The 19,539-nt window shown below is 42.7% G+C and carries 21 protein-coding genes and 1 riboswitch; all 21 genes read left to right on the top strand.

The features are described from left to right. The first annotated feature begins 10 nt into the window (after positions 1-10). Positions 11-595, top strand: coding sequence for a cob(I)yrinic acid a,c-diamide adenosyltransferase (locus RFK25_RS04530; protein ID WP_332411808.1), 585 nt, complete (start codon positions 11-13; stop codon positions 593-595). Positions 596-597: 2 nt separating this feature from the next. Beyond that, positions 598-1,032, top strand: coding sequence for a precorrin-2 dehydrogenase/sirohydrochlorin ferrochelatase family protein (locus RFK25_RS04525; protein WP_332411807.1), 435 nt, complete (start codon positions 598-600; stop codon positions 1,030-1,032). Between the two features lie 15 nt (positions 1,033-1,047). Further along, the gene (gene hemA / locus RFK25_RS04520) at positions 1,048-2,307 is read left to right on the top strand and encodes a glutamyl-tRNA reductase (protein WP_332411806.1); all 1,260 of its coding nucleotides are present in this window, start codon (positions 1,048-1,050) and stop codon (positions 2,305-2,307) included. Next, complete coding sequence (gene hemC, locus RFK25_RS04515; RefSeq protein ID WP_332411805.1) at positions 2,294-3,202, top strand: hydroxymethylbilane synthase; 909 nt, start codon at positions 2,294-2,296, stop codon at positions 3,200-3,202. Before hemA ends, hemC begins: the two co-directional genes overlap by 14 nt. Next, on the top strand, positions 3,199-3,921 hold the full coding sequence (locus tag RFK25_RS04510) for a uroporphyrinogen-III synthase (protein WP_332411804.1): 723 nt from the start codon (positions 3,199-3,201) through the stop codon (positions 3,919-3,921). Before hemC ends, RFK25_RS04510 begins: the two co-directional genes overlap by 4 nt. Beyond that, positions 3,908-4,882: a porphobilinogen synthase gene (gene hemB, locus RFK25_RS04505; RefSeq protein ID WP_332411803.1), complete on the top strand. Its 975-nt coding sequence runs from the start codon at positions 3,908-3,910 to the stop codon at positions 4,880-4,882. The genes RFK25_RS04510 and hemB overlap by 14 nt, the downstream gene beginning before the upstream one ends. A 4-nt stretch (positions 4,883-4,886) precedes the next feature. Then, positions 4,887-6,173 (top strand): glutamate-1-semialdehyde 2,1-aminomutase, encoded by a 1,287-nt coding sequence (gene hemL, locus RFK25_RS04500; RefSeq protein WP_332411860.1) that lies wholly within the window; start codon positions 4,887-4,889, stop codon positions 6,171-6,173. Further along, complete coding sequence (cobU, locus tag RFK25_RS04495; protein WP_332411802.1) at positions 6,166-6,750, top strand: bifunctional adenosylcobinamide kinase/adenosylcobinamide-phosphate guanylyltransferase; 585 nt, start codon at positions 6,166-6,168, stop codon at positions 6,748-6,750. The genes hemL and cobU overlap by 8 nt, the downstream gene beginning before the upstream one ends. Further along, on the top strand, positions 6,747-7,469 hold the full coding sequence (gene cobS / locus RFK25_RS04490; RefSeq protein WP_332411800.1) for an adenosylcobinamide-GDP ribazoletransferase: 723 nt from the start codon (positions 6,747-6,749) through the stop codon (positions 7,467-7,469). The genes cobU and cobS overlap by 4 nt, the downstream gene beginning before the upstream one ends. Continuing rightward, on the top strand, positions 7,466-8,050 hold the full coding sequence (locus tag RFK25_RS04485; protein ID WP_332411799.1) for a histidine phosphatase family protein: 585 nt from the start codon (positions 7,466-7,468) through the stop codon (positions 8,048-8,050). Before cobS ends, RFK25_RS04485 begins: the two co-directional genes overlap by 4 nt. Beyond that, positions 8,051-9,154, top strand: a complete 1,104-nt coding sequence (locus RFK25_RS04480; RefSeq protein WP_332411796.1) for an NADH-dependent flavin oxidoreductase — start codon at positions 8,051-8,053, stop codon at positions 9,152-9,154. A 33-nt stretch (positions 9,155-9,187) separates the two neighbouring features. Then, positions 9,188-9,769: a flavin reductase family protein gene (locus tag RFK25_RS04475; RefSeq protein WP_332411794.1), complete on the top strand. Its 582-nt coding sequence runs from the start codon at positions 9,188-9,190 to the stop codon at positions 9,767-9,769. Positions 9,770-9,993: 224 nt separating this feature from the next. After that, positions 9,994-10,138: riboswitch (adenosylcobalamin (AdoCbl) riboswitch) on the bottom strand. Positions 10,139-10,596: 458 nt separating this feature from the next. After that, the gene (locus tag RFK25_RS04470) at positions 10,597-11,733 is read left to right on the top strand and encodes a 1-propanol dehydrogenase PduQ (RefSeq protein ID WP_332411791.1); all 1,137 of its coding nucleotides are present in this window, start codon (positions 10,597-10,599) and stop codon (positions 11,731-11,733) included. Between the two features lie 86 nt (positions 11,734-11,819). Then, the gene (gene eutS / locus RFK25_RS04465; RefSeq protein ID WP_024380898.1) at positions 11,820-12,164 is read left to right on the top strand and encodes an ethanolamine utilization microcompartment protein EutS; all 345 of its coding nucleotides are present in this window, start codon (positions 11,820-11,822) and stop codon (positions 12,162-12,164) included. A gap of 19 nt (positions 12,165-12,183) precedes the next feature. Continuing rightward, positions 12,184-12,759 (top strand): ANTAR domain-containing response regulator, encoded by a 576-nt coding sequence (locus RFK25_RS04460; RefSeq protein ID WP_332411790.1) that lies wholly within the window; start codon positions 12,184-12,186, stop codon positions 12,757-12,759. Positions 12,760-12,934: 175 nt separating this feature from the next. Further along, entirely contained in the window at positions 12,935-14,368 is a 1,434-nt protein-coding gene (eutA, locus tag RFK25_RS04455; RefSeq protein WP_332411788.1) for an ethanolamine ammonia-lyase reactivating factor EutA, read from the top strand. A gap of 30 nt (positions 14,369-14,398) precedes the next feature. After that, positions 14,399-15,772 carry an ethanolamine ammonia-lyase subunit EutB gene (locus tag RFK25_RS04450; RefSeq protein ID WP_332411787.1) on the top strand — a complete coding sequence of 458 codons (1,374 nt, stop codon included), beginning with the start codon at positions 14,399-14,401 and terminating at the stop codon, positions 15,770-15,772. A 12-nt stretch (positions 15,773-15,784) separates the two neighbouring features. Further along, entirely contained in the window at positions 15,785-16,678 is an 894-nt protein-coding gene (gene eutC, locus RFK25_RS04445; protein ID WP_332411785.1) for an ethanolamine ammonia-lyase subunit EutC, read from the top strand. A gap of 15 nt (positions 16,679-16,693) precedes the next feature. Continuing rightward, complete coding sequence (gene eutL, locus RFK25_RS04440; protein ID WP_024380893.1) at positions 16,694-17,347, top strand: ethanolamine utilization microcompartment protein EutL; 654 nt, start codon at positions 16,694-16,696, stop codon at positions 17,345-17,347. Positions 17,348-17,359: 12 nt separating this feature from the next. Further along, the gene (locus RFK25_RS04435; RefSeq protein ID WP_332411784.1) at positions 17,360-18,022 is read left to right on the top strand and encodes a BMC domain-containing protein; all 663 of its coding nucleotides are present in this window, start codon (positions 17,360-17,362) and stop codon (positions 18,020-18,022) included. A gap of 6 nt (positions 18,023-18,028) precedes the next feature. After that, positions 18,029-19,534: an acetaldehyde dehydrogenase (acetylating) gene (locus RFK25_RS04430; RefSeq protein WP_332411783.1), complete on the top strand. Its 1,506-nt coding sequence runs from the start codon at positions 18,029-18,031 to the stop codon at positions 19,532-19,534. Positions 19,535-19,539 lie beyond the last annotated feature (5 nt).

Below are 19,539 nucleotides of genomic sequence, written 5' to 3'. Positions count from 1 at the left end.
GGGAAAATGTATGCGAATTTATACCGGATATGGAGATAGCGGGAAAACCCGCCTTTATGGTGGTGACCGAGTTTCCAAGACCCATGAGCGCGTGGAAGCCTACGGGACTATGGATGAACTATGTTCCCTGCTTGGAAGAATTGTTGCGGAGATGAGGGAATACGCAGAACTGGACGACCTTCGACTGGAGTGCGAGCAAATCCAGCAGCAGCTCTTTGATTGTGGCAGTGACCTAGCTACACCGAGGGAATTGCGGCCCTACAAGCAGGAAGAAGCTACTGTAAATTGGCTGGAAGAACGTATGGATGCCTATATGCACCAGCCACCTCAGTTAGAGAAGTTCATTATACCAGGTGGGCATTTGATTGCCAGTTCTCTTCACATGGCAAGAACGCTTACCAGAAGGCTTGAACGTCGGATGGTAGCCTTAATGGAGATAGAAGAAAAGGTAAATCCAGTCGGTCTGGTCTATATCAACCGTCTATCAGATTACTTTTTTGTCCTAGCTCGCCTGGTTAATTTTAGACTAGGGGTAGCTGATACGGTTTATGAACGCAGCTCTAAGATTTTTCGAAGTCGGAAAAAGGAGGCATGAGCATGTATCCTGTTATGATTAACATAAAGGGAAAAAAGGTTGTTGTAGTAGGTGGAGGCAAGGTTGCCTCCAGAAAAATCAAGGGCTTACTAGATGAGGGAGCCCTGGTCACAGTGATTAGCCCGGACCTACATTCCAGTATTGATGTAAGTCAAGTGATCTGGCTTGCCAGGCCCTATCAAAAAGGAGATTTAGAGGGTGCAAGATTAGCCTTTGCCTGTACCGACCAAGCCAGTGTCAATCTGCAAGTGATGGAGGATGCTGGACCTAGTCAACTGGTCAACAATACTGGTGACAAGAACCATTCAGATTTTTACAATGTAGCAATGGCCAAGGGAAAAGGTTTTTCTGTCATGATTTCAACAAATGGTGCTTCAGCTGCTTATTCAAAGGCTATCCGCCAGAAAATAGAAGCATTGTTAGAAGAGTTAGAATGAAAAGGTTAGTACGTTATGGACCTATTATATGTTGGATTGACCCATCAAAATACGCCATTTAGTTTGCTGGAGAGGGCACATTTTTCCGATGATGAAGTAAATCAGGCCTTACAAGCACTGAATCAAGAGAAAAGTATTTTTGAAACGGTCATTGTATCGACCTGTAATCGAACAGAGCTGTATCTAGTGGTGGACCAGCTCCATACGGGGCGCTATTACGCCAAACGCTTTTTATTGAATTGGTTCCAGCTAGAAGCGGAAGAATTGGAATCCTGTCTTATCTTTAAAGAAGGTACTCAGGTTTTAGAACACCTGTTGAGAGTGTCCATTGGCCTGGAATCGAAGATTTTAGGAGAAACTCAAATTCTAGGTCAGTTGAAACGGGCCTTTGCCAGAGCTCAGACAGTTGGGACGACTGGAGTTATCTTAAACCAAGTCTTTAAGCAGGTCATGACCTTTGCCAAACGAATGCATGAAGAATACCGCATCAATGCTCGACCGATTTCCATAGGCTTAACAGCGGTACAAATGCTGGAGCAGACGGATTTTGACTATTCTGGAAAAAGGGTAGCGGTTATCGGCCTGGGTGAAATCGGCCAATTGGTGACCAAGTATTTGCTGAAAAAACCATTTGAGCAGATTCGATTGGTCAATCGGACGGTTTCCAAAGCCCAGTATTTTCTGCAGGACCAACGTGTGCAGGCTTTTGGATGGGACCAGCTGGAAGAAGCGGTTGCGGTTGCGGATGTTGTATTTTCAGCTGTAAAAGTAGGTGGCTACATTCTCTTTCCAACCATGCTAAAAGAAAGTGTTATCGCCTTTGACCTTTGTCTACCTAGGACCGTTCATCCCAGTGAACAGATGACCCTCTATACCATCGAGAATCTCAGCAATCAACTGGAAGTCTATCATGAAGAAAGAAGAGAAATTGCTGAACGGATTGTTGATGAAATTGAGGGAGAATTGGTCAAATACCAAGAGTGGCAAGCGCAGTTGGGGATTGTTCCGCTTATTCGTGAATTGAGGGAAAAAGCCTTGCAGATTCATGCCACAACCTTAGAAAGCATCAATCGGAAGATACCTGATTTGACCGAAAGGGAACAGAAACAAATTTCCAAACACATGAAGGGAATTGTTAATCAGTTGATTCGAGAGCCCATTTTACAACTCAAGGAAATGTCTGTCGGAGAAACTTCAGACTATGACATTGCTTTGGTTTGTAAACTTTTTGGCTTAAAAGCAGACAGATTAGGAGAAGATTATGACAAAAATTAGAGTGGGAACTCGGCAAAGCCAGCTAGCACTAACTCAGACCAATATGGTTGTAGATGCCCTTAAGGCCTTACACCCCGATGTTGAGTTTGAACTGGTTCCCTACAAGACGACAGGTGACAAGCTGGTCCATGTCAGTCTTCAGAAAATCGGTGGAAAAGGTGTTTTTGTTAAAGATATTGAGAAGGCACTGGTGGAAAAAGAGATTGACATTGCAGTCCATAGCTTGAAAGATGTTCCTGGGCTACTAGCTGAGGGATGTGTGATTGGGGCCAGTCCTGAGCGTGAGGATGTGCGTGATTGTTTGATTTTCAAAGAAGCTGGTGTGACCTTGGCTAACTTGCCAGCTGGATCAGTAGTGGGGACTAGTAGTCTTCGCCGTCAAGTTCAGCTTGAGGCTGTTCGGCCTGACCTAGTCTACAAGTCTCTTCGTGGAAATATCGATAGCCGTATCCAAAAGGTCCGAGACGGCCAGTATGACGCCATTGTCTTAGCAGTTGCGGGAATCAATCGGCTTGGCTGGACCAGCCAGGCTGACTTGGATATTGAATATTTGGACGAATCCATTTATCTTCCTGCTATTGCCCAGGCAGCTCTGGGAATTGAATGCCGAGCGGATGACCAGCAAGTCTTGGATATCTTATCAGGCATAAACCATCCTGAGACCGAAAGCTGTGTCGGTATTGAGCGAGAATTTTTACGAGGAATGGGTGCCGATTGCACCTTTCCAATTGCTGCCTTGGCCAAGCAAGTTGGAGCCGACTATCAGTTAGAAGTCATGCTGGCCGACAGTGAGAAGATCTGCCACCGAATCAAACTCTCTGGTTCAGACGGCTTCCAGTTGGCCAAAGAGGCCGTGGAGAAACTCAATCAGCTAGGGGTTGAGCCAGCAAGATGACAGCGACGATTGTAGTAACAAGAGATGGGGCTATAGATGTGGACTTGCAAGCAGCTTTTGAAAATGCTGGCTTCCAGCTAGTAATTGTTCCTCTGATAGCTTTTCAGGCCCATCCTCTGCCTCAACAAGTCCAGCAAGAGTTGGAAAATTCTGATTGGCTGTTCTGCACCAGTGCGACAGCTTTTGAGTGCTTTCTGCCTTATCTCCCCTCTGCCATACAGATTGCCAGTATTGGCGAGCAGACCAGTCGTTCCATCAGGGAAGCAGGACGGCAAGTGACTTTTGAGTCCACTAGTCAGTATGGAAAAGATTTTGTAGAGGAGTGGCTGGCCCTTGGCTTAGAAAGGCAAACGATCTTGCTGCCTCAGAGTCATTTGGCCAATCCTCGTATCGCAGAGCGTTTGAGGCAAGAAGGGCATTCTGTGCTGGCTTGGGAGATGTATGACACGGTTGCCCATCAGGCAGGTCAGGCTCAGCTGGCTACTTATCTGAATACGGATAGGGTTATCTGGACCTTTGCTAGTCCATCTGCCTGGCACAGTTTTACAGAGGTAGTAAAAAAGCTCCCTGCCAGCCATAAAATAGCAGTCATTGGAAGGACAACAGCTCAGGCAGTGATGGACTCTGGCTATGAGGTAGACCTAATGCCAGACAGGCCTTCTATCACTGCCATGCTAGAAACCATAATGGATAAGGAGAAACGATATGGTATTTTTTAGACACAGACGTCTGAGAAGGACAGAAGGGATTCGCGATTTAGTAAGGGAAACCCAACTACTGACCACAGACTTGATTTATCCTATTTTTGTGAAAGAAGGTCTTGAAGACAAGCAGGAAGTAGCATCCATGCCAGGAGTTTATCAATTCCCCTTGCATCAGTTAGTGGATGAAGTAGCAGAAGTAGAAAAATTAGGGCTAAAGAGTATCATTCTATTTGGCATTCCCAAGGAAAAAGATGAGATTGGTAGCCAGGCCTCTTGTGAAACAGGCATTGTTCAGGAAGCGATTCGCCTAATCAAAGAACACTTCCCTCAACTTGTTGTGATCGCAGATACTTGTCTGTGTGAATTTACCAGTCATGGACATTGTGGTTTGTTAAAAGGTCAGGAGGTGGACAATGATGCTTCCTTGACACGCTTGGCAGAAGTTGCTATTAGTCAAGCAAGAGCGGGGGCGGATATCATTGCTCCCTCCAACGCCATGGACGGCTATGTCCAGGCTATTCGTCAGGGACTGGATCAGGCAGGTTTTGAAGATATTCCCATCATGTCCTATGCCATTAAGTTTGCCTCTAGCTTTTACGGACCGTTTCGCGATGCTGGTGAGAGTGCTCCAAAGTTCGGCAATCGGAAGACCTACCAAATGGATCCAGCCAATCGTTTAGAAGCCTTGAGAGAAGCCTTGAGCGATGAGAAAGAGGGGGCTGACTTCCTTATGGTCAAACCAGGTCTAGCCTTCTTGGATATACTGCGGGAATTACGGCAGGAAACAAAACTTCCCTTAGTTGCCTACAATGTCAGTGGAGAATACGCCATGATTAAAGCTGCAGCTCAAAATGGCTGGATTGATGAGAAGGCAGTTGTCCTTGAGACCTTGACAGGATTTAAGCGGGCAGGTGCAGACTTGATCATCACCTACTTTGCCAAAGACGTAGCCCGCTACTTAAAAGAGGAAGGATAAGATGATGCAGACTCAACAATCTAAGTTCGCATTCGAACAAGCCCAAGCCGTTTTTCCAGGCGGAGTCAATAGTCCAGTTCGAGCCTTTAAGGCCGTGGAGGGAAATCCAGTATTTATTGACAGGGCCAAGGGTGCCTATCTCTATGATGTGGATGGAAATCGCTATATTGACTATGTCCTGTCCTGGGGACCAATGATTCTAGGTCATGCAGAAGATAGAGTTATTGAAGCGGTCAAGTCAGCCGTGGAATGCGGTACCAGTTTTGGAGCTCCAAGTCCCTTGGAAACTCGTTTGGGCCAGCACCTGCAGGAGAGAATTCCCTATTTGGAACGGCTGAGAATGGTCAGTTCGGGGACGGAAGCTACCATGAGTGCTATTCGATTGGCACGTGGAGTAACCCAGAGGGATAAAATCGTTAAATTTGTCGGCTGTTACCATGGTCACAGTGATTCCTTCCTCGTTCAAGCAGGGTCTGGGGTTGCCACCTTTGGCTTGCCAAATTCCCCTGGCGTGACAGAAGCAACTGCTCAAGATACTATTACGTTACCTTATAATGATAAGGCTAGCCTTCAGGCCTGTTTTGAAGAAATGGGCTCAGAAATCGCCTGTGTCATTATCGAAGCTGTGGCGGGAAATATGGGGTTGATTCAGGCAGACAAGGCCTTTATTCAAGCCATTCGTGAGCTCACCAGTCAATACGGTGCCTTGTTTATTATTGATGAGGTGATGACAGGTTTTAGGGCTAGTTATGCTGGAGCTACGGGTTTGTATGGTGTGGAGCCAGACTTGTTGTGCTTTGGTAAGGTTGTTGGCGGAGGATTCCCAATGGCACTCTTTGGAGGTAAGAAGAAATACATGGACTATATCGCTCCCATGGGGGCGGTCTATCAGGCAGGTACCTTGTCAGGAAATCCAATTGCTATGACAGCTGGCTATGAAACCTTGGTGTCCTTGACACCGGACATCTTTAAGGATATGGAAGAACGAACTAGTCAGCTTTGCCAAGGCTTGAAAGATTTGGCTGTCAAGTATCGGATTCCCTTACAGGTTGTACAAGTTGGCACCATGTTTGGCTTTTTCTTTAACGAGTATCCTGTTCGGAATTTTGAAGATTCCAAAGCTAGCGACCAGGAAGTCTTTGCTCGTGTCCATGCAGGCTTACTCAAACAGGGGATTTACCTAGCACCTTCCCAGTATGAATCCAATTTCATGTCCGCAGCTCATACCAAGGAAGATATTGATCACACCTTGCAGGCCTTTGATACTGTTTTTGGAGAAATATATGGGTAAAATTGTCTTGGTAACTGGAGGAGCTCGAAGTGGCAAATCGCAGTTCACTGAAGAGCAGCTCTGGAAGAAAGATCGTGTTTGTTATATAGCGACAGGAATGAGTTCAGGCACCGACAGTGAATGGCAGGAGCGAGTCCGACTTCACCAAGAACGCCGGCCAGCGTCCTGGACGACACATGAACAGTTTGCTGATCTTGGATCCTGGTTGAAAGACCAAACCTACGACTACTACTTGCTGGACTGTGCCACCATGTTGACCACCAATCTCCTCTTTCAGCTGGTTGAAACTTACTTTCCTGAGAAAATAGCCATGGAGGATGCCAACTTCCTAAGCAAGGAAGAACAGGCTTTTATCAGCCAGCAAATCCATGCTCAATGGCAGGACATCCTACTTGCTCATGGGGCAACAGAGAGTCAGCTCTACATTGTCACCAACGAAATTGGACTGGGTATCGTTCCAGATACCAAGTTGGGACGGTATTTCCGCGATCTACTTGGACAGGTAAATCAGTTTTTAGCGAAGGAGGCGAGTGAGGTTTATCTGGTGATTTGTGGCCTTGCTCAACGCTTAAAATGATAAATGCACTGATTATTTACACACAATTTTTTAGCCGAATTCCTATCAACAAGGAAGTGGATATTGCTCATATCCAAAAAGGAGTTCCCTATCTGACCCTATTTGGTCTCTTGCTAGGTAGTATAACAGGACTGTTTTATTTTCTAGCTCAGCTAGTTTTACCAGGGATAGTCGCATGGTGTCTTAGCTTTCTCTTTGATGTCTTGCTGACGGGAGGATTTCACTTAGATGGCTTGGCAGATACTGCAGATGGACTTTTTTCCTCGCGAAAAAAGGATAGAATGCTGGAAATCATGAAGGATAGTCGTATCGGTAGCAATGGTGTCCTGGCCTTGATTCTTTACTATGCTCTGATGCTGGTGGTCTATCCCTATCTTCCTGAGCCGACCTGGTTTATAGTGGCAGCCTTGGCGATGATTGGGAAGGCTGGCCTAACCCTGCAACTTTATCACATGCGCTATGCACGGGCTGAAGGTGGTACGGGTAATTTTTTCTCAGGTACGACAAGTGGTCAAATTTTCCTTTCTCAGCTCTTACCACTAGTCAGCCTGGTTTATGTCTTTAGTTATAAAGGCTTGCTTGCATATGGACTCGTCTTGTTTGGTTCCCAGGTCTATCGGCGATTTGTCTATCAAAAAATAGACGGCCACACGGGTGATACTTTAGGAGCCTTTGTAGAAGTGGCTCAACTCCTATTTATTATTGGGTTAATCATATGAAAATCTACCTTATGCGTCACGGTGAAACCGATTTGAACAAAAAAAGATGTTTTTACGGAAGCTTGGATGTTTCCATCAATCAAAGGGGGAAAGAGCAGGCTCAGATCTTACATACTCTGATGCAGGATATTCCTGTTGACAAGGTCTATGTCAGCTCTTTAAGGCGCAGTCATGAGACAGCCCAACTTGTCTTTCCGGCTAGTATTCCAATTCCATTAAAAAACTTTGATGAAAAAGGTTTCGGATTGTGGGAAGGCTTGACTGCTGACCAGATTCAAGAACAATTTCCGCTGGAATGGGAGGCCTGGTTAGCTGCACCATTTACCTACAAACCGCCAGAAGCGGAAGCTTTTGGGGAATTTCAAGACCGTGTTTGGAATGAAGTTGACAGATTGGTTAATGAACACCCAAGGCACTCACTGGCTCTTGTTGCTCACTTAGGTGTTTTAAGGCTGATTTACCAACGTTTAGTAGATCCATCGGCATTATTTTGGGATATCGATTTCCCACAAGGGACTGTGACAGTTGTAGAAAAAGAAGAAACAGATGTTACTGCATATCTTTTAGAAAAGAGGTTGTAGATGATAAAAACAATTCATGATTCTGTACAGCTGACAGATCAGCTGTACACTAGAAATCGAGTGGTACTGGCTCCAATGACCTTGAGTGTCTGTCAACCGGGAGGCTATGTATCACAAGACGATATTGACTTTTACACTCGTCGTTCTGGCCAAGTAGGCATGGTCATTACAGGTAGTGCCTATGTCCATACGCAAGGGCAGGCGTTCAGGGATAGCTTTAGCGTCGCGGAAGATGATAAGATTGACGGCTTGGCCCGCTTGGCTCAAGCTATCAAAGACCAAGGAGCTTTGGCGGTCTTGCAAATTTATCATGGAGGCCGCATGGTTCCTCCAGTTCTAATTGAAGGAAAACCAGTAGCCCCTAGTGCTGTTATTGGCTCGCACGGCAATGTTGTGGAGCCACGTTCTCTGAAGAATCTGGAAGTAGATGAAATCTTACAAGCCTTCCTTGATGCAACCAGAAGAGCCATCAAAGCTGGTTTTGATGGAGTGGAGCTACATGGGGCCAATACTTATTTAATCCAGCAATTCCTTTCACCTCATTCCAATCGACGGCAGGATAAGTGGGGAGGCAGTCTGAATAACCGTATGCGGTTTGCCAAGACTCTGGTTAAACAAGTGAAAAAACTAGTCAAAGAAGAGGCGGATAGACCATTTTTGGTTGGTTATCGTTTCTCCCCAGAAGAGATTGAAGATCCAGGTATTGACTTATGGGATAGTTTACAGCTGATAGAGCAACTGATTTTGTTGGGCGTTGACTATTTACATCTGTCATTAAGTCATGTTTTTCGACCTTCTCTTCGCAATCCTAAGGCAGCGGAGCCTATTATTTACTCGGTCATAAAAAAAATCAATGGGCGAGTTCCATTGATTGCAGTTGGCGGTATTCAGACCCGTCAAGATGTGGAAAGGATTCTCGCAGAAGATATACCGCTCTTCTCTGTAGGTAAGGCCATGCTCTTAGACCCAGACTGGCCTATCAAAATTTCTCAAGGACGAGAACAAGAAGTCATAACCCGCTATCGAGATGATCTACAAGAAGAATTGAAGCTCCCGACAGCATTTGTCAATTCCCTACGAGATTATTTGGAAGGGAAACAATAATTTCAAGAAATAAGCAGCATAGAGGAGAAAAAGGTGAAGAAAACGTTTGAAACACGCAAGTTATATTTTGGCTTTCCAGTATTCTTTCTGGGGTATAAAGATGATGTGCACGGCTATAATATGACGACCTCCAGTTCAGTCTATTCCTTGGGGAGCATGATGGTTATTGGCATGAGAACAAAGGGAAATGCAGTGACTGAAATCAGCAAACATGGTCACTTTACTGTTAATATTCCTAGAGAAAACTTGATTGAACAAGTAGAAATTGCGGGTTTTAATAGTCGAAAAGATAAATTTTCTTTGACAGGCTTGACCTATTCCATTGGAGAAACTGTCGATGCTCCCTTGGTAAACGAATGCCCCATTTCAATCGAATGTGAAGTCGTTGAATTGGTGGAGTGTGGCAAATTGACCAATATCATCGGAAAAGTAACACGTAGAGTGGTAGAAGAAGATCTACTTGATGAAAATGGTGATTTTAAGGGCCATGAGTTTTCACCTATCAGCTATATCGGTGATGGTTCAGGTCGACACTATCGCTACTATAGTGAAGATTCCTTAAGGATGGGGACTCTGATCAAAAAACGAAGAGAAGCAGAAGCAAAGTTGGATTAGAACAAGAAAAAACCACCTTTGAAAAATCAAGGGTGGTTTGTAGTTTATGTTAAGAAAGCATTTATACATCCTTGTATAGTCTGTTAAGCATCATTGATTAACTGTGGCTTTCCCGATTATCGGCCCTGCTCCATTGCAGTAAGGTAGTTTTTCTACCTTTAGAAAATGAAAGGTACTTCACGTAGAGCCAATAATGGAACATGCCGCAGTCAATGCGCTCTCCAAACTGACAACACACCTTACATCGAGGCGTGACATCTACTAAAATTTGAAACCAAAGACCTGACTTAAAGCAAAGCTTATCACAGTGGCGGGACCGCGTTGGATTTGCACCAAACTTCCATGCTTTCAAAAGTACTAAAATCAATTTCTAGCATTATTATTATAACCTATCTTCGCCAGTTTGACAACAAATTTGTATCAAAATGATGGAAATTGAGAAGCTCTATCCATCCATAACTCGCTTTGCTATAGGAGAGCATTTTGTCATTCATCAAGGCAGATTTTGATGGAAATATAAAAAGAAGATGAATGCTGGGTAGCTTGAAAACTAGTCATAGATAGAAGTACTGAACGAGGGGCACAGGTTCATAGGTAGTCATTTAGGTAAGGGTGCAAGGAGCAAAAAAAGTTAATAAAAATACCAAGAAAAATCATTATTTCTATTGATATGTTAATGGCTTTATGTTATAATTTTTTCGTGGTACAAAGGCGTACTTATCAATAAGCAATGTAGCTATATGAAATGACTATGACTTAATGGAGAGTTCTAGTCTTGTTTTCATATGGCTTATTTTTATGGAAAAGTTACATAGAAAGGAGAAGAAATGTACAAGATTTTCTATAAAACAGAATTGTGCATAGGAGAGGGTGCTCTAGAACAGCTAAGAAGTTATAAGAATGAGCACATCTTAGTTGTTGCAGATCCCTTCCTAAAACAAACTGGTCAGTTGGATAGTGTATTAAGTTATCTGGATTCAAGCAATCAGAGTCATGTTTTTGATGATATTGTACCAGATCCACCGATTGAAACCATTATTGCTGGGATTCAGTCTGTGGGAGGTCAAAAAATCAGTATCATCCTTGCGATTGGCGGTGGTTCGGCTCTTGATGCAGCTAAGGCTATTTACTATTTCGGTAAAAAAATGGCTGTGTTTACAGATGTGACTTTAATTGCTATCCCAACAACCAGCGGTACTGGTTCGGAAGTGACGGAATTTGCCGTCATTACTGACAGGCAAAAAGAAATCAAGTATCCCTTGGTTTCTAGGGAAATATTACCAGATGTAGCTATTTTAGATTCCTGTCTAGTATCATCTCTACCAGGAAACATTACAGCAGATACGGGGATGGATGTCCTGACCCACGCTATTGAAGCCTATGTGTCAACGAATGCTACAGATTTCTCAGACGCTCTTGCAGAAAAGGCCATTAAATTAGTTTTCCAATACCTACCTCAAGCCTACCAAAATGGAAACGATTCAGTGGCACGTGAGAAAATGCATGTTGCGTCAACTCTGGCAGGAATGGCCTTTAATACAGCTTCCTTAGGACTGAATCATGGTTTAGCCCATGCGACAGGTGCAAAATTTCATATCCCTCATGGCCGAGTAAATAGCATTCTAATGCCATATGTCATTCAGTATAATGCCAATATTAGTGCTCGTGGACTAGGTGACGGTGATAGAGCAACAGCTATCCGATACCAAGAAATTGCAAAACTAATTGGTTGCAGTGCTACAAGTCCTGTTTTAGGTGTACGACAGCTGATTGATGCGGTAAAAAGATTGCAACGGAAGCTTGATTTACCGATGACCTTGAGAGAATATGGAGTGACTATTAGTGACTTCAATCAATACAAGAAAGAAATCGCTGCAGCATCTATAGTTGACAAGTGTACAGCGACAAATCCACGACAACCGAGCACGGAAGAAGCTTTGGCAGTTTTGGAAAATGCTTTCTAGAATTATGTTGATAATTACCCTACTTCGTGTTATAATATACTAACTAGGACGTTATCGGAACTTCTACTTGAAAGAAGGTGGACGAACTGGAAGAAAAACAGAGAATGATACAAGAGTATGTTCCGGGGAAGCAGATAACCTTGGCCCATCTCATTGCGAATCCTGATGAAGTTATTTATGAAAAACTTGGTTTGCTAGTCGATAAAAAAGGAGCCATTGGCATACTGACAATTACTCCGAGCGAAGCTTCCATCATTGCAGTAGATCTTGCGACCAAAGCAGCGGATGTACAGATAGGTTTTGTCGATCGATTTAGTGGCTCTGTTGTTATGACAGGAGATGTTTCTTCTGTGGAGGCAGCCCTAGTAGCTGTGTTACAAGGCTTGGAGGAGATTCTTCATTTTTCAAGTACAGTTGTAACACGGACATAAGTTGTCAGAAGAGGTAGGTATGAAAGGTAGAATACTAATAGCAGACAATGATCCAATGGTTAGACGTGATGTCAGACAAATATTGGAAAAGGCTGATTTTGAAGTTGTTGCAGAGGCTAGCGACGGTTTCGAGGCAATTGAATTAAGTCAAAAATACCGATCGGATTTAGTTGTGATGGCTATCCAACTGCCTCTTTTGGATGGATTAACAGCCTGTAAAAAAATATTGGATGATAATCTGGCCTATAGTGTTCTCTTGTTAACTACCCAAAGTGATGAACAGTATATCGAGAAAGCCAAAAGATATGGTGTTAGTGGTTATTTAGTAAAACCTCTTGATGCTAAATCATTGATTCCTATGGTTGAAGTATGTATTGCAAAAGGCAGACAATTTCAGCACTTGACCAATGAAATGGCTAAATTGACGAAGAAAATCAATGACCGTATCATCATTGAAAAAGCAAAAGGCTTATTGATGTCCCGTGATCATCTATCAGAATCAGCAGCCTTTAAGCATATTCGAACCATCAGTATGCAAAAGCGAGTTCCTATGGTGGAAATTGCTAAATTGTTGGTTATGCATGATGATTTTTAATAATAGATATACAATACAGTGAACCAAGTCCTGTGATAGTAAGCAGTGTTACAGGATGCTAATCGAATAGAAGAGGCTGACAATGATGTAAGCCTAAAAGCAATGACGCTTGAAGAGTGATAATAGACGAGTTCTATTAGCATTTCTTTAAGTGTCTTTTTTTGGAGGTAAGGTGATGTCCGATAAGATTTTAAGTGTTGGCATTGATATTGGTACTGCTACGACCCAACTGGTGTTATCTGAATTGACTGTGGAGAATATTGCCTCCGTTTTCACTATTCCACGTGTCTATATAACAGATAAGAAGGTTCTATATAGGAGTGAAATTATCTTTACTCCCATCTTTGAAAATCTTTTGATAGATGTTGAGTCTATAAAAGAATTTGTCCGCTTGGAATACCAAAAAGCAGGTATTTCTAAAGATATGATTCAGATGGGGGCTGTCATCATAACGGGTGAAACAGCTAGAAAGGATAATGCTAGTCAAGTCTTAGAGGCTTTGAGTGGCTATGCTGGTGATTTTGTTGTTGCTACTGCCGGTCCAGACTTAGAGAGTATTATCTCTGGAAAGGGAGCTGGTAGCTATCAGTACTCTCAGGAACATCACACTTCTGTAGCAAATATTGATATTGGTGGTGGAACATCCAATATCTCTGTTTACCGAGAGGGTGATTTGATTGATACAGCGTGCTTTGATATTGGTGGCAGGCTTGTGAAAATTGAACCTAATAGTCACAAAATTATCTATATTGCTCCAAAACTCCAAGAAATTATTAGCCAAGAAAAATTACAATTGGCAGTAGGGGCTCAACTTAATGGTCCAGATCTAGAACGCTTAATAGATATTTTGGTATCTGTACTGGAACAAAGTTTGGGTCTAGATACAAATAGTCCATACTATGAGTTACTTCAGACTAATCATGGGTTGAAACTGGATTATCCTGTCAAGTGTGTTTCGTTCTCAGGGGGAGTTGCTGATGCAATTTTCCAAGCGGATCCTTCTGTTAGTGATTTTCACTATGGTGATATAGGGATACTACTTGGAAAAGCGCTAGCACAATCGAAAATCTTTTCAGACAAGAAGGTAATTGAGTCAGTTGAAACCATTCGGGCTACAGTAGTTGGTGCTGGAAGCCATACGACAGAGGTAAGTGGTAGTACGATTACATATATTTCAAAAATTTTGCCAATCAAGAATATCCCAGTTTTAAAATTATCTAGTCAAGATGAGATGGGGTCGCAGCAAATGCTGGCAGAGGCCATTAAGGAAAAAAGCCGTTGGTTCATGCTTGAAAATGAAGTGCAGGAATTAGCGCTGGCCTTAGATGGTATAAAGAGTCCAAGTTTTGTAAGAGTACAAGAATATGCTCAGGCTATTCTGGAAGGGATGAAAGATAGTATTGACCGAGGAATTCCTTTGTTGGTTGTTGTCAAGGAAGACATGGCAAAGGTACTTGGTCAAAGCTTGTTTGCATTGTTGCCTAAAGATTATCCTTTTGTTTGTATCGATTCAGTTGATGTGCAAAATGGAGATTACATTGATATTGGCAATCCGCTAATCGAAGGATCGGTTTTACCAGTCGTTGTAAAAACCCTCGTATTTAGTTAAGTAGTCAATATCAAAAGGAGGATAAATTTAATGATATTAAAAACGAAGTTATTTGGTCGAGTCTATGAATTTCATTCTGTTAAAGAAGTCTTGGCCAAGGCTAATGAATTCAAATCAGGAGATCATTTGGCTGGCGTTGCTGCAGAGTCTGCAGAAGAACGTGTAGCAGCTAAGGTTGTTTTGGCGCAGCTTAAACTTTCTGATTTGTTTAATAACCCAGTTGTTCCTTATGAAGAGGATGAAGTGACGCGCATTATCATTGACGATGTTAATCTTCGAACCTATGAAAAAATCAAAAACTGGACGGTTGAAGAACTGCGTGAGTGGATTCTTGATAATAAAACAACAAATATTGATATTCAATGGTTGTCACGTGGTTTAACTTCAGAAATGGTTGCAGCTGTTGCTAAGCTCATGACAAACTTAGACTTGATTGTAGCAGCGCAAAAGATTGTCATTACTAAGACTGCAAATACTACCATTGGTGTTCCAGGTACCTTCTCATCTCGCTTGCAGCCTAACCACACAACGGATGATCCTGATGGAATCATGGCTTCAACCATGGAAGGCTTTGCTTATGGCTGTGGAGATGCCTTACTTGGTTTGAACCCAGTAGATGATTCGGTAGAAAGTACCAAACGGATTTTGCATAAGTTCAATGACTTCATTGAAGAGTATAAAATCCCAACTCAGCACTGTGTGCTGGCCCATGTAACGACACAAATTGAGGCCATGAATCAGGGAGCTCCGACAGGATTGGTCTTCCAGTCTATTGCTGGATCTGAGAAAGGAAATACAGCATTTGGTTTTGATGCTAAAATCATTCAAGAGGCTCGTGATACAGCCTTGAAAGTCGGAACTGCAGCAGGTCCAAACGTCATGTACTTTGAAACTGGTCAGGGATCAGAGTTGTCTTCAGATGCCCATCATGGAGCTGACCAAGTAACTATGGAAGCACGTTGTTATGGTTTTGCCAAACGTTTTGATCCTTTCCTTGTCAATACCGTAGTTGGTTTCATTGGTCCAGAGTACCTTTACGATTCCAAACAAGTTATTCGTGCAGGTTTAGAAGACCACTTCATGGGTAAATTGACAGGTATTTCAATGGGTTGTGATATCTGTTACACCAACCATATGAAAGCCGATCAAAACGATGCTGAAAACCTACTTGTTCTCCTTGGTGCAGCAGGTGTCAACTATATCATGGCTATTCCACATGGTGATGATATCATGTTGAACTACCAAACAACTGGCTATCATGAAACCGCTACCATGCGCGACTTGTTAGGCAAGCGACCAATCAAGGAATTTGAAATTTGGATGGAAAATATGGGCTTAATGAAAGATGGTCATCTGACTGAAATTGGTGGTGATGGCTCAGTCTTTATGAAGTCAAAACTATAGGAGGAAGTTACTGTGAATGAACTAGAATTAAAAGAAATGATTCGTTCCATTTTGAGTGAAATAACTGAAACTCCAGTTGTACCAGAAAAAATGGACACGTCTTCCTCTTCAAATCTACCAAAGCAAGAAGATAGCCAAATTGAAGATGGAATCATTCCTGATATTACCGAGGTGGATATTCAGAAACAATTCCTTATTCCAAACGCAATCAATGAAGAGGCTTATCGCAAGATTAAACAATTCACGCCAGCTCGTTTAGGTTTGTGGAGAGCAGGTAATCGCTATAAAACACAAACAATTCTGCGCTTTAGAGCAGACCATGCTGCAGCTCAAGACGCAGTATTCTCCTATGTCTCAGAAGATTTTGTCAAAGAGATGGGCTTTATTCCTGTCCATACCAAGGCTTCTTCTAAGGATGAGTACCTAACTCGACCTGATTTGGGAAGAATTTTCCCAGTAGATCAACAAGAAATTATCAAAAATAGCTGTAAGAAAAATGCCAAAGTTCAAATCGTTGTTGGAGATGGATTGAGCTCATCAGCCATTGAAGCAAACGTAAGAGATTTCCTTCCAGCTTTGAAGCAAGGTTTGAAAATGTTTGGTCTAGAATTTGATGAAGTACTCTTTATCAAACACTCTCGTGTTGGAGCTATGGATCACATTGCAGAATTGACAGGTGCAGAAGTTGTTTGTATCTTGATTGGCGAACGTCCAGGATTGGTAACAGCAGAATCGATGAGTGCCTACTTGGCCTATAGACCAACGATGGGGATGCCCGAATCACGTCGGACTGTTGTATCCAATATTCACAAAGGTGGAACTCCTGCGGTAGAGGCAGGGGCATATGTTGCGGAAATCATTAAAAAGATTTTGGACAATAAAAAATCAGGTGTTGATTTGAAATAAAAAGGAGGTCCTATTGTGATAAACGAACGTTTGGGAGCATCTGTTCTTAGTGCTCTACTTATTTCCAATGTTGATGCCAGTCTGGCTGCTTCTTTGGAGTTAAAACCTCATCATCGAAGTTTGGGAATTATTACTTCAGATTGTGATGACGTAACCTATGTTGCACTGGATGAAGCAACCAAGTCTGCAGATGTTGAAGTGGTTTACGCTAGAAGTATGTACGCGGGTGCTGGGAATGCATCAACTAAATTGGCTGGTGAAGTCATTGGTATCTTAGCAGGTCCAACTCCGGAAGAAGTTCGGAGTGGCTTGGATGTTGCCATTTATGAAATTGAAAATGGCGCAAGCTTCTATAGTGCTAATGATGACAATACTATCCCATATTTTGCTCATTGTGTTTCCCGTGCGGGTTCATATCTTTCACAAGGTGCAAATGCAGATGAAGGAACCGCCATTGCCTACTTGATTGCACCACCAGCAGAAGCCATGGTTGGTCTAGATGCGGCTCTAAAAGCTTCCGATGTAACCATTGGTGCCTTCTATGGTCCGCCAAGCGAAACAAACTTTGCTGGAGGTCTATTGGTGGGTTCTCAATCAGCTTGTAGGGCTGCCTGTGATGCCTTTGCAAGAACAGTTATCTCTATTGCAAGCAATCCTAAGAATTATTAAAAGGGGGATTAGATGGCTAAAAGAGCACTAGGACTAATTGAAGTAAGAGGGTATCTAGGTGCTGTTGTAGCTGCCGATATAGCTGTAAAAGCAGCCAATGTCTCCATTATCAATATTGAGAAAATCAAATCTGGTTTGAATACCGTACATATCACAGGAGATGTTGGCGCTGTAAAAGCAGCAGTAGCTGCTGCAGTCGCAGAACTCGAAAATAAATCTTTTTATCGTGGTAGCCATGTCATTGCTAGCATGGATGAGCAAACTGAAAAGCTGATTAGGGCTGAGAAGAAACTCAAAAAAGAAGAGCCTCTTCCAGTCGAAGAGCGAGCTATTGCCGTAGAGCAAGCTGTGCCTCTCGCACAATCGAAGGAAGAGGTTGCTGTTTCTGCAAATCTTGTAGCTAGCCCTGAGCCATCAGAAAGGACAGAGCTAGTTAATGAAGAAGCTACTGAAACTACGGAAGTAGCGGAAATACCTACAAGCATAGAAGAGGAAGCGGTTGAAACACCTTTTGTTCCTAAGTTTTCACAAACAGAGCTGGAAAAATTAAAAGTTGTCAAACTCAGAAGTATAGCCTACCGTGAAAAAGATATTCAATTAAGCAAAAAAGAAATAAAATTTGCTAACAAGCGTCAGCTTGTCCAAGCCTTGATGGAACTCTCTAGAAAGGAGTAATACTGAATGTACTTAGAAGATAAGGATTTAGTATCAATACAGGAAGTTCGCAACCTTGTTCGCCAAGCAAAAATTGCTCAACGTGAACTAGCGCAGATGTCCCAAGAACAGATTGATACGATTGTCAAAGTCGTCGCAAAAGCCTGTTATGACGAGCGTGAGCGACTGGCTAAGATGGCTGTTGAAGAAACTGGATTTGGTCGCTGGCAGGATAAAGTTATCAAAAATACAGTGGCTTCAAAGGTGCTTCTGGAGCATATCAAGAATATGAAGACTGTAGGTATCTTGCGCGAAGATACAGAGAAAAAGATTATCGAAGTTGGTGTACCAGTTGGTGTGATTGCTGGTCTGATTCCTTCGACAAACCCGACCTCTACTGTCATGTATAAAGCCCTCATCTCCTTGAAGGCTGGAAACAGTATTGTATTTTCTCCACACCCAAGCGCCTTGAAGTGTATTGTTGAAACTGTTGAGATTATTAAACGCGCTGCTAAAACAGCTGGCTGTCCAGATGGAGCTATCAGTGTTATCCAAAAAACTTCCATTGCGGCAACTAATGAGCTCATGCGCCACAAAGATACAAATCTTATTTTGGCAACGGGTGGTACAGCCATGGTTAAGGCTGCCTATTCATCCGGAACACCAGCGATTGGCGTAGGACCAGGTAACGGTCCAGCCTTTATCGAACGCAGTGCAGATGTCCCAACTGCGGTACGTCATATAATTGAATCTAAAACCTTTGATAATGGTGTGATTTGTGCCTCTGAGCAATCTGTCATTGTTGAAGAGGACATGAAAGACATTGTTATCGCAGAATTTAAAAAGCAAGGTGCTTACTTCTTACCACCTGCTGATGCTAAAAAATTGGGAGAGTTTATCATCCTTCCAAGCGGTGCAATGAATCCGAAAATGGTTGGTAAGACACCACAAATTGTTGCTGAGCGAGCAGGTATCTCTGTACCAGCAGACGCAAGAGTCTTGATTGCAGAAGAGTGTAGAGTTGGAAAAGATGCACCATATTCTATGGAAAAATTGGCTCCAATTCTTGGTTTCTATACGGTAAAAACATGGGAAGAAGCCTGTGATTTAAGTATTAAAATTCTGCATCATGAAGGGGTTGGACATACCTTATCCATCCACTCTAAGAATGATGACATTATCCGTCAGTTCGCTTTGAAAAAACCAGTATCACGCTTGCTTGTGAATACGCCAGCGGCGCTTGGAGGTGTCGGAGGTACAACAGGTCTTTTCCCAGCCTTTACATTAGGTTGTGGTGCAGTTGGAGGCAGTGCTACATCTGATAACGTGAGCCCACATAACCTTTATAATATCCGTCGTGTTGCTTACGGAACATCTGAATACACAGATTTCTTAAAAGCTGAAAATCTAATGGATAGTTATAGAGGGACAACAACTGATACAAATATAAGCTCAGGTCCAACTTCAAGTACCAACGAAGATGAGCTTGTTGAATTACTTGTAAAACAAGTATTAGCTAAATTAAGTCATTAAAAAAT

The organism is Streptococcus sp. SS-4456 (assembly GCF_036680365.1).
GTDB lineage: Bacteria > Bacillota > Bacilli > Lactobacillales > Streptococcaceae > Streptococcus.
This window is presented reverse-complemented; position numbering and strand designations above follow the sequence as displayed.

Bases quoted from the DNA above. Each gene is read 5' to 3' on its own strand.
- RFK25_RS04530 (WP_332411808.1), top strand. From the start codon at position 11: ATGCGAATTTATACCGGATATGGAGATAGCGGGAAAACCCGCCTTTAT.
- RFK25_RS04525 (WP_332411807.1), top strand. From the start codon at position 598: ATGTATCCTGTTATGATTAACATAAAGGGAAAAAAGGTTGTTGTAGTA.
- hemA (WP_332411806.1), top strand. From the start codon at position 1,048: ATGGACCTATTATATGTTGGATTGACCCATCAAAATACGCCATTTAGT.
- hemC (WP_332411805.1), top strand. From the start codon at position 2,294: ATGACAAAAATTAGAGTGGGAACTCGGCAAAGCCAGCTAGCACTAACT.
- RFK25_RS04510 (WP_332411804.1), top strand. From the start codon at position 3,199: ATGACAGCGACGATTGTAGTAACAAGAGATGGGGCTATAGATGTGGAC.
- hemB (WP_332411803.1), top strand. From the start codon at position 3,908: ATGGTATTTTTTAGACACAGACGTCTGAGAAGGACAGAAGGGATTCGC.
- hemL (WP_332411860.1), top strand. From the start codon at position 4,887: ATGCAGACTCAACAATCTAAGTTCGCATTCGAACAAGCCCAAGCCGTT.
- cobU (WP_332411802.1), top strand. From the start codon at position 6,166: ATGGGTAAAATTGTCTTGGTAACTGGAGGAGCTCGAAGTGGCAAATCG.
- cobS (WP_332411800.1), top strand. From the start codon at position 6,747: ATGATAAATGCACTGATTATTTACACACAATTTTTTAGCCGAATTCCT.
- RFK25_RS04485 (WP_332411799.1), top strand. From the start codon at position 7,466: ATGAAAATCTACCTTATGCGTCACGGTGAAACCGATTTGAACAAAAAA.
- RFK25_RS04480 (WP_332411796.1), top strand. From the start codon at position 8,051: ATGATAAAAACAATTCATGATTCTGTACAGCTGACAGATCAGCTGTAC.
- RFK25_RS04470 (WP_332411791.1), top strand. From the start codon at position 10,597: ATGTACAAGATTTTCTATAAAACAGAATTGTGCATAGGAGAGGGTGCT.
- RFK25_RS04460 (WP_332411790.1), top strand. From the start codon at position 12,184: ATGAAAGGTAGAATACTAATAGCAGACAATGATCCAATGGTTAGACGT.
- eutA (WP_332411788.1), top strand. From the start codon at position 12,935: ATGTCCGATAAGATTTTAAGTGTTGGCATTGATATTGGTACTGCTACG.
- RFK25_RS04450 (WP_332411787.1), top strand. From the start codon at position 14,399: ATGATATTAAAAACGAAGTTATTTGGTCGAGTCTATGAATTTCATTCT.
- RFK25_RS04435 (WP_332411784.1), top strand. From the start codon at position 17,360: ATGGCTAAAAGAGCACTAGGACTAATTGAAGTAAGAGGGTATCTAGGT.
- RFK25_RS04430 (WP_332411783.1), top strand. From the start codon at position 18,029: ATGTACTTAGAAGATAAGGATTTAGTATCAATACAGGAAGTTCGCAAC.